Annotated in this window: 12 protein-coding genes; 4 read left to right on the top strand and 8 right to left on the bottom strand. The window is 59.5% G+C overall.

Going from position 1 to position 8,317, the window contains the following annotated elements:
• On the bottom strand, positions 1–375 hold a 375-nt coding region (locus AC58EF_RS27920), incomplete at its 3' end, for a ParB/Srx family N-terminal domain-containing protein (protein WP_497279628.1).
• A gap of 45 nt (positions 376–420) precedes the next feature.
• Positions 421–612, bottom strand: coding sequence for a hypothetical protein (locus AC58EF_RS27915; protein WP_497279627.1), 192 nt, complete (start codon positions 610–612; stop codon positions 421–423).
• 338 nt (positions 613–950) lie between these two features.
• On the opposite strand from AC58EF_RS27915, the gene AC58EF_RS27910 reads away from it, so the two are divergent.
• Positions 951–1,460, top strand: a complete 510-nt coding sequence (locus AC58EF_RS27910; protein ID WP_497279626.1) for a hypothetical protein — start codon at positions 951–953, stop codon at positions 1,458–1,460.
• 26 nt (positions 1,461–1,486) lie between these two features.
• Here the strand turns inward: AC58EF_RS27910 and AC58EF_RS27905 are convergent, their stop codons facing one another.
• From AC58EF_RS27905 to AC58EF_RS27885, 5 genes are all read right to left on the bottom strand, one after another.
• Positions 1,487–1,774 (bottom strand): hypothetical protein, encoded by a 288-nt coding sequence (locus tag AC58EF_RS27905; protein ID WP_497279625.1) that lies wholly within the window; start codon positions 1,772–1,774, stop codon positions 1,487–1,489.
• A 54-nt stretch (positions 1,775–1,828) separates the two neighbouring features.
• Positions 1,829–2,761, bottom strand: coding sequence for an ArdC family protein (locus AC58EF_RS27900; protein ID WP_497279624.1), 933 nt, complete (start codon positions 2,759–2,761; stop codon positions 1,829–1,831).
• A gap of 397 nt (positions 2,762–3,158) precedes the next feature.
• Complete coding sequence (locus tag AC58EF_RS27895) at positions 3,159–4,457, bottom strand: Fic/DOC family protein (protein ID WP_497279623.1); 1,299 nt, start codon at positions 4,455–4,457, stop codon at positions 3,159–3,161.
• A 5-nt stretch (positions 4,458–4,462) separates the two neighbouring features.
• The gene (locus AC58EF_RS27890) at positions 4,463–4,720 is read right to left on the bottom strand and encodes a hypothetical protein (protein ID WP_497279622.1); all 258 of its coding nucleotides are present in this window, start codon (positions 4,718–4,720) and stop codon (positions 4,463–4,465) included.
• 109 nt (positions 4,721–4,829) lie between these two features.
• Complete coding sequence (locus AC58EF_RS27885) at positions 4,830–5,228, bottom strand: DUF3768 domain-containing protein (protein ID WP_497279621.1); 399 nt, start codon at positions 5,226–5,228, stop codon at positions 4,830–4,832.
• A 571-nt stretch (positions 5,229–5,799) separates the two neighbouring features.
• Between AC58EF_RS27885 and AC58EF_RS27880 the strand changes: the two genes are divergently transcribed.
• The 3 genes from AC58EF_RS27880 to AC58EF_RS27870 all read left to right on the top strand — a co-directional run bounded on the left by AC58EF_RS27880 (position 5,800) and on the right by AC58EF_RS27870 (position 7,267).
• The gene (locus AC58EF_RS27880) at positions 5,800–6,240 is read left to right on the top strand and encodes a hypothetical protein (protein ID WP_497279620.1); all 441 of its coding nucleotides are present in this window, start codon (positions 5,800–5,802) and stop codon (positions 6,238–6,240) included.
• A gap of 23 nt (positions 6,241–6,263) precedes the next feature.
• Positions 6,264–6,977 (top strand): DUF2971 domain-containing protein, encoded by a 714-nt coding sequence (locus tag AC58EF_RS27875; RefSeq protein WP_497279619.1) that lies wholly within the window; start codon positions 6,264–6,266, stop codon positions 6,975–6,977.
• 77 nt (positions 6,978–7,054) lie between these two features.
• Positions 7,055–7,267: a hypothetical protein gene (locus AC58EF_RS27870; protein WP_497279618.1), complete on the top strand. Its 213-nt coding sequence runs from the start codon at positions 7,055–7,057 to the stop codon at positions 7,265–7,267.
• Between the two features lie 13 nt (positions 7,268–7,280).
• Here the strand turns inward: AC58EF_RS27870 and AC58EF_RS27865 are convergent, their stop codons facing one another.
• On the bottom strand, positions 7,281–7,865 hold the full coding sequence (locus AC58EF_RS27865; RefSeq protein ID WP_497279617.1) for a GNAT family N-acetyltransferase: 585 nt from the start codon (positions 7,863–7,865) through the stop codon (positions 7,281–7,283).
• Positions 7,866–8,317 lie beyond the last annotated feature (452 nt).

Genomic DNA, 8,317 nt, shown 5'->3' with positions numbered 1-8,317 from the left:
GGCGGCCTGGAACAAGCACACTGCTCTGTAATCTTTCCTATCGAAGGACACTCTGGAAACATGACCTAACATATTTTCCCGTGCGCTATTCTCGGCAAGCGACAGTTCAATCGCCTCCTCCTTGGTCCGCACCTCGACGGGGAAAAGATCGTTGTTGGTAATCTTCTTGCGCTTCACCATCACTTTGAGGGCACGATATCGCCGCCCTCCCGCGAACACCCAGAACAGGTCATCTTCCTCATAGGCGACGAGGTTCTGCAACATGCCGTGCGCGGTAATATCGTCGGCCATGGACTCGATAGCGGAAGGCTTCACCCGGCGCGCGTTGAGCGGGGAAAGGCGAAGCTGCGACAGCTTGATGTCGATGATAGCCATGATGTGATCTCCTGAAAATCTGTGTCTTGGTGGGGAAGGGGAGGGTCAGCCCTCCAAGGTCGCCAGTTCATCGAACTCGGCTGATGCGCGCTGCGCGGCGTCTCCGGCATAGATCGCGCCGGTACGGGGATAGAAGAACACCCGTTCCCCCTTCTTGTAGGGGGTGCCGCCTACGCCCAGCCCATCGGCTTTTGCGCGCTTCCAATAGGGATCGCCCCGATATCGTGTGTAACTCATTGCCTACTCCTTTCCGGCTGCAAGCCGCTGCCTGCGGCATGCGGCTCTGCCTCTCCGGCGAGGAGCGGGATGGGGAGGGAGGGCAAAAATCGACCGCTGGCGCGGGCGGGCCGCCTAGTCAGGTCGACGCCCGCAGGGCGTCGGGCACCTGGGTTGGCGGACTACACGGGCGGTCTATTTTTGTTCGGGAACGAAAGGGCAGCAGCCCTTGGTGTTCCCCGCCTCAAGGGCCTTCCGGGGGAAGGACTGCGGGGCCACGAACTGCACCGCGCGCAAGCGTGGCTGTATCCGGTCCAACGCAAACGCTAAGGCACCCGGAATGGAAAGAGTATCCGGACATGACCGAAGCCAACATCGCTGACATTGCACCAGTCAATTTTGTCGAAAATGACCTGCTCGCCGACCAGGCAGCAGCGGCGAGCAATGACTATGGTCGTTTTCAGGCAGGGGGCATCATGTTCGTCGTCAAGGCGCTTGGGTGGTTCAGCGTCGAAGAGGCGATCAATAACGCCCGCATCGCCAACGTCGGTCCTGATGGGCACCATCTCAAGGCGTTCAGCGATGGGTATCCGATCTGTCACAGATTAGCGGCCATCGGCCCGACAGGCCGCGTCTATGCTGTATGGGAGATCTACGCTGCCGAGTCCGGCTCGCTGAACAATGCTATCTCCCGCACGATTCAAGTCGATCCAGAATGGATGGGAATTGGCATAGGCACCCAATTTGCGCGAACCGTCCGATCACGCTTTCCCGTGCGGTGGAGCGGCATGTTCACCGCGTCAGGGGCCAGATTGAAGGATGCCGTCGAACGGCTCGAAAGCCCGCCCCTCAACGGCAATTCCGCGTAGCATTTTGCCTGAATCCGCGCGCCCCGTCACTCGACGGGGCGCGCGTCGCCATGGATGATCTGGAAGCCAGCTTTCGCAAGCTCATCGCATAGCGCGCGCTGGCGCTCCGCTCGCTCCCCCTTGCGCGCGATGTAGGCGCATCGTCCGAAATGGAACTCGAAACCTGCCCGCTTCACGCATCCCCGGAAGCGCCGGCGCACGAGCGCGCTCCAGTCATGGGTGCCGGCATAGTTGCGGAAGGCGGTGACGGCACAGACCGATCCGTAATTTTCATCACGCCAATCAAGGCTGATCTGGGGAGGCAGCTTGGCCATGGTGTTTATCCTGATGATGGGAATGGGGGAGGGCGGCGATGCCGCCCTCGATGTTCAGGCTGCGCGCTGCGCTGGGGCCGCCTCGGCAGCGGCAAGGATGAAGTCGCTCGCTGCCTGCGCTGCGGTCGCCGCCTGAAAGATGGCGCGCTTGTCGCCGCGCAGCACGGTGAGCCAGCTTGCCAGATAGGCGGCATGATCCTCGCGCTCGCTCGGTTCCATGCCAAGGGCTGCGCACAGGAAGGCCGCGCCGATCTCCGCGCAAAGTTCTTCCTTCGCCCGAATGGCGGTGCTGGTTCCGTATTTGTGCAGGGTTTCCCGATCCAAACGATCCCGATGGCCGGTGCTGTGGACCGCCTCATGGGCAAGGGTCGCATAGAAGGCGTTGCCGCTGGTGAAGCTGTCGAAACGCGGCATGGTGATGCTGTCGGACGCGGGAGAATAGAAAGCGCCGCCGTCCTTCTCGATGATCGCCACCCCATAGGCCCGAAACAGGGCATCAAGCTGCTGATCGCGCTGGTCCCGGTTCTGGATTACCGGCTGCGGCGTAGGATATTGGCCATCGGGCAATCCCTCGATCTGCTCGACATTGAAAACGGTGTACCGCTTCAGGAATGAAATGCGCCGCTCGCTGTCATCCTCGACGGCCTGCCCGTTCTCGTCCTTCCGGCTGATCGAACCGGCATAGACGATCCGGGTGCCGCGCTCCCCCTTCCTGACATTTGCGCCAAGTTCCAGCGCCTGCTTGAAGGTCATCCAATAGGGGTTGGCATATCCGCGCGCCATGCTCTGCGCCCACAGCAGCAGGATGTTGATGCCCTGATAGTTTTTGCCGCAAGAGCGCAGCGGAAAGCTGGCGGCCGCGCTTGCCCAGCTCGGCGACCATGGGCGCACCCCTTGTTCCAGCATCTCGATGATCTGATCGGTGACTTCCTGATAGATATCCGCACGCTCTACATTGCTGCGGGTCGCTTTGGTGTTCCGTGCCATGTGGTTTTCCCTTCCTGATCTGGAGCCGAAGGCGATGGCGCCATCGACTTCTGCCCACTGGCGAAGTCGGGGGGGTTGAACCGGCAATGTCAGGGCTGGTTGGCAGGGAGGGGGATCGCCCAGCTTGCACAAGCGAAGCGCGGAAAGATGGGGATACGCTGCCAACCACCAAGCGAGCGCAGCGAGACGGTCCAGCCCTTGCCGGGAAGGGGGGAGGCCGCCCCCCTTGGCGTGAAGAGAAACATGGCCGCCCGCGGCCGCATCATGTGCGAGGATCGTCACCCGAATGGGACGAAACCGTGCAGCGGGTTCGGTCGAGCGCAGCGAGATAGAGCCGTGCCGCCAGGCCGCACCCAAAAACCGCTTCTGCTATACTATCACTCGCTGCCGATCGGCATCATCGACCTCGGCCTTTATCCGGGGCAGGGGGCTTGGCCCTATCTTGCGCGGGCAGGGTCAGACCGTCTTCAAAGGGCCTGCCGGCACGAATATTCGCGGCTATGGATGTGCGTGCCGCGTCGATCGTGCCCTCCATCAAACGGGGACCATCGCCACGCTGACGCGAAAGCGCCTGCACTTGGTCCACAATCGCTTGCGCGCCGGCAAGACGGGGATCGGATCTATTATGCTCGGCCGCATTTTTTAGGAATAGGTCGGCAAGCCGGTCATGGGCTGGCGATTGGCCCGGTGGCAGCACGGGGCGCTCCAGAGAACGAACCGCACGTTGCACCTGGGCGGGCTGCTGGGCATTGATCCGGGACGCCAAGGCCGCACCGATCTCGCGCACACGTTGCAAGGGGGTCTGCTTGTCGGAAATCACCGCATCGACATCCCTCTGCCCGAGATAGATCAGCAAATGGGACTGATAGACCGGCCCTTTGGCATGGCGCATATAGGCCAGCTCCATACGCGCTGCGCCAATCTGGCTCGCTGGCGCACTATCCTTCACCAATTTTTGCACGCGCTCGGCCGCCTCGGTCCTCGCCGCAGGCAAATAGCGCTCCAGCTCGCTTCGCGCCTTTTCGAGCGACAGACGATAGCGTTGCCCGGTCGGCGGATCGCGCGGGGGCAGGAACGCCATGCCCCCCGGCCCTGTGCGGGGCGTGACGGGTTCATCCCGTTCATGCGCGGCAGCGGCGAGAATTGCGCTCAAGTGACGATGATCGCCGGTGGTGAAACCATGGCGCGACGCATCCATCCACATTTGCCTGTCGATGCTGGCGATCCGGAGGGAGTGCCCAGCATCGCGCGCGATCTGCGCCGCATGATGTCGCATCGTGCGTCCATTGCCCTCGCGGAAGGGATGGACGGCGTTCAGTTCGTTGAGATGATGCCCCAGACGATCGTAAAATTCTTCGCGGGGCAGCCCCTTGAGATGGCTTTGGCTCGCTAAATCCTTGAATACCGCAGCCAGGGCATTGGCCACATAGGGGGCGTGGGCAAACAGGCTGCCCCCTTTGCCGATGTTGACGGTTCGGTCTTCACCTGCCCAGTCATAGAGATCTTGGAAGAGATGCTTATGCAACGCCCTGTAGCCATCGGCATCAAGCGGAAAGGCCATGCGCGCGGCTTCTCGGCCGCGCGCATGGGTCAGCATGCGTTCCGCTTGATTTAGCGATCCGTCGTCTGTCAGCCCCAGCCTATTCCTGAGCGTGGCCGTGCCAGGATACAGATAAGGGTCTTGGTCGGTGCCCACTGACGTTAAGCGGGCGGTTCGGCAGAGCCATTCTGCACAAGGCCCTGGACGATCTTCGACACGAGAGCGGGCGGAACCGCCTCATCCAGCAGCATATCGAAAAGCTCCGCCTCGTTCGGAGCAAGGGCCATGTCCTCAATGGCGAGATTAGCGCGGGATTCCGCGTCATCCTGCCGCCATTGTTCAACCTCGTCGGGCGTGCCTCGGACATAATCCATGGCGCGGACCTGCGCCCGAACGGCCTCAATATCGAACTGCATCATGGTGTATTTCATCGCCACCAACATAGTCCAGAATGGAGCGAAAAGACAATGAATCGCTGCGCTCCCGGCGTTGCGATCCGCCGCCTCGCACAGCGAGGCGGCGGTCCTTTCAATATTCTTCGGCGAGCATGATGGTCAGCACCCGTGTCGTTTGATCGCTATCCCAAGGGGCCTCGCTCCCGAACTCCAACTGCTTGTCATAACAGTCGATTTTCCAGAACGCCGTCTCGCTGATGGTTTTCTCGTCCGCTGGCCGGGCTTGCACCCAATCTCCCGAACGGAGCCGATAGATTGCTCCGAAATCATGCTCCCCATGCGGATCATTGCCTTCGTGAAAATGGTCGAAAGCCAACATCACCTGCATGGCAGCATGACGATCATGATCCTCCAGCGCGGCAAAGCCGATAGTCATGTTGGCCCGGCACGCTACGCCGGGGTTCTGGCGCGCCATATCGTTGAGCAACCGAACGCGATCCGTCTTCTCTGCATCGGTCAATTCCATGGACATGATGTGATCCTCCTAGTCAGCAGGCCGAAAGGCCACAGCCTCACGGCCCTGCCGTTCCGGCGAGGAACGGGTTGGGGAGGGGGAGCAAAAATCGACCGCCGGCGCGGGCGAGCCGATTAGCCTGGTCGGCACCCGCAGGGGGGCGGGCACCGGGATTAGCGGATTACACGGGCGGCCTATTTTTGTTCGGGAACGAAAGGGCAGCGCCCTTGGCGTTCCCCCCGGCGCGCGCTCACCGCGCCGCCATTAAGTCCGCTGATAATCAAAATCGCTCGATGACTAAATAGGTATAGGAAAACACATAACAGGGAGGGTCGCAAAATGACTGTCATTATCTATGTCATCATAGCCATTTGCTATTTGCTATTAGCGATTACGCACTAACATTAAGCATGCGGACCATGGATCAGCCATGGTCCGTTATGCGCCGGCCGTGGACGTCGCCTGCGATACGCGCCAAATTCGCCTTGCCCCCGACATTGACGCTGGCAACCGCCAACCGTGTGGCCATACTGATTTCCAAACATCGCCGCGACCTTACCGATGCGCGATGAAGTCGAAGGGGACAGGCATGATCGCTCTGAGTTTGACCGGACTGACACTCGACTTGGCCGGCGTCATGCTGCTCGGCTTCGATCTCGTCAGAATACAGCGCGACCTCCGGCGCCACGCGGAAGAACGCCTGTCCTCCCTTCATGATGTTGCAGAGGCAGCGGGCGGGATGGACACATTCCTGAAAAGCGTCTCAGGGGATTTCCGGGAATATTATCGCGATGAGGGGCGCTACCTTCCATCCGATGGGACATTCGATCATCAGTCGGCCGAACGGAGCTTTGATGAGGTGAAGGGGAGCATCGCGGATCTGGCCGAGCATCTTGGGACCATGGCAGCCATGCTTGTCGCGACCGTCGAGAGCGACCGCGAAACAGCCGGGATGTCCCTGCGATATACCTATATCGGCCTATTCCTCATCGTCGCCGGCTTCATCTTGCAGATGGCTGGTTATTTCTGACCCCTATTCTGGACGGACGGACCATGGCCACGATCGAAACATTTGCCCGCCCGACCTGGCTATATCGATATCGTTCTATCGGTTCGGGCCTGTTGGACGGCACCCCTGCCGGAGAGAAGAAATTCGCCGAAGAGATGGATGCAATCCTCAACGGCTATATCTGGTGTGCGCGCTACAAGAATATGAATGATCCGATGGAGGGCCTGTATAAGGCCAGCGCCAAAGTGCAGGATCACGCGCAATATAATGAGTTCATTAGCAGCTTGCGCAGTGAGAAGCTGGCCTTGGGCATCGCGTCATTTTCCGAGACATGGAATAATGAGTTGATGTGGGCGCACTATGCCGATTCATTCCAGGGCATATGCATTTGTTATTCGATGCCGGCGCTGCTGAGCGGGATGCCCGAGGAAAATTCATTCGCGCGCATCGCCTATGGCAACAAGCCATATTATCTCGCGCTCAGTGGCATGCGGAACGACTTTGAGCGTAGCCGTGCCGTGCTTTCAACAAAGCATTTGAGCTGGGCCTATGAGCGGGAATGGCGGCTGTTTTCACCGGCAATCGGAAAGGCACCGCATGGCCAGAGCGCCATCAAGGCCATCTATCTGGGCGCTCGCGTCAAAAAGAAGGTCCGCGACACCGTGCGGGAGATGATCGAACCGCTTGGGCTGCGCGTCCATACAACCGAAGCTGACGGCTACAGCATCGTCAAAAAGCGGACCTTTGAACCCATATGACCAGCTACACGGTCACATCTTGACGGATAGGAACATTAAGGGAACAATGGCTAGGCACTCATACAGAGGATGAGCCGATGTCCAATATACGATCAAAAATCCTCGCTCGCTTGAAGGCCGGACCTGTCGAAGCTGAGAATGGGACACTGCATATCGAGGGGGCATCCCCGGAGGAGGTCCATCAGACGCTGGTGCTGATGAACGACAGAAATGAAATTGGCGTGCATGGCGCTTCGAACGGCAACTCCGACTTCGGGGCTGATCCTGAAATATTCTTTCTGAAAAACTAGCGAGATGACGAATTCAGCCGTCAAGCAAGAGGGCCATGGATATAACATCGATCCAACGTCCATCTATGTATAAGGCCCGCCTTTCTATCTTCTCTTCGACAAAACCAAGATCCGTAAAAATGCGTCGAGCGACGGCATTGTTCTTGAAGACAGTGATTTCTACGCGGCCCAGGTTTAAGTGCCGACGACAATATTCTACCGCCAAAGCAAGGGCCTCGCGACCATAGCCTTTACCGTAATGCGCGGATTCCCCGATGCGGATAGCTATTCGAGCGGATCGATCGCCGAGGTGGATCGAATATATTTGCACGAAACCTACGATCTGTGGCCCCTGCGGCAAGCGGATTGCAAAGAATATCCGGCTCTGATCGTTATCGCTGTTCAGCCAGAAACTGTCATGATGATACCAGTTCTGAGGGCGATATGGTTCGCTGAAACGCTCAATATCGCGATCGCCCATCCAGCGGAATAGAGGTTCAAGATCGTTCGGACATATGGGTCCAAGAACCGTTGATGAGCCGAAAAGCATAGAGATCCGATCGTCATTGGCGGCGGCGTATGCGCGCCGCTGGAGCAGGTCGCTGTAGGCAAGGCTCATAATGGTCTGGACGAGCGCCAAGCTCCCCCGCTGCGTGTCTGGATGCCGACCGCTCTGGGAGGGCGCCTGTGGCTTTGCGGGACGTACCGGGGGGGGTTTGATATTTGGAATGACCGCTCGCCGGCATTGCCGTAAAGCCGGAACAAGTCCTCGAAATGGGTATCCATCAGGCGCGTATCAGGAGCTGCATCCCTGGCTACCGCCCGATGCGCGGCCACGCCCTCGTCCGCAATCCGTTTTATGGTGAGGGCAAGACTGACGGCGCTTGCAGAGAGGTAATGGTGCCCAGCACCTTTCACCAAATGCTCCGCGGCCGCCCCACTGTCTGGAAGCAGCATGGGAAGGCCGCTTGCACGCGCCTCGGCAGCGATCATGCAGGTCGTGTCCCACGGGGTGGTGTAGGAACCGTCGATCTACGGCAGGATCGGGTTCAGGTCAGGCGGCCAGTGCTG

It is taken from the genome of Sphingobium sp. WR1, assembly GCF_059693745.1.
This window is presented reverse-complemented; position numbering and strand designations above follow the sequence as displayed.

What these genes read in the sequence shown, in the direction of transcription:
- AC58EF_RS27915 (WP_497279627.1), bottom strand. Translation starts at nt 612, where the DNA reads ATGAGTTACACACGATATCGGGGCGATCCCTATTGGAAGCGCGCAAAA.
- AC58EF_RS27910 (WP_497279626.1), top strand. Translation starts at nt 951, where the DNA reads ATGACCGAAGCCAACATCGCTGACATTGCACCAGTCAATTTTGTCGAA.
- AC58EF_RS27905 (WP_497279625.1), bottom strand. Translation starts at nt 1,774, where the DNA reads ATGGCCAAGCTGCCTCCCCAGATCAGCCTTGATTGGCGTGATGAAAAT.
- AC58EF_RS27900 (WP_497279624.1), bottom strand. Translation starts at nt 2,761, where the DNA reads ATGGCACGGAACACCAAAGCGACCCGCAGCAATGTAGAGCGTGCGGAT.
- AC58EF_RS27890 (WP_497279622.1), bottom strand. Translation starts at nt 4,720, where the DNA reads ATGATGCAGTTCGATATTGAGGCCGTTCGGGCGCAGGTCCGCGCCATG.
- AC58EF_RS27885 (WP_497279621.1), bottom strand. Translation starts at nt 5,228, where the DNA reads ATGTCCATGGAATTGACCGATGCAGAGAAGACGGATCGCGTTCGGTTG.
- AC58EF_RS27880 (WP_497279620.1), top strand. Translation starts at nt 5,800, where the DNA reads ATGATCGCTCTGAGTTTGACCGGACTGACACTCGACTTGGCCGGCGTC.
- AC58EF_RS27875 (WP_497279619.1), top strand. Translation starts at nt 6,264, where the DNA reads ATGGCCACGATCGAAACATTTGCCCGCCCGACCTGGCTATATCGATAT.
- AC58EF_RS27870 (WP_497279618.1), top strand. Translation starts at nt 7,055, where the DNA reads ATGTCCAATATACGATCAAAAATCCTCGCTCGCTTGAAGGCCGGACCT.
- AC58EF_RS27865 (WP_497279617.1), bottom strand. Translation starts at nt 7,865, where the DNA reads ATGAGCCTTGCCTACAGCGACCTGCTCCAGCGGCGCGCATACGCCGCC.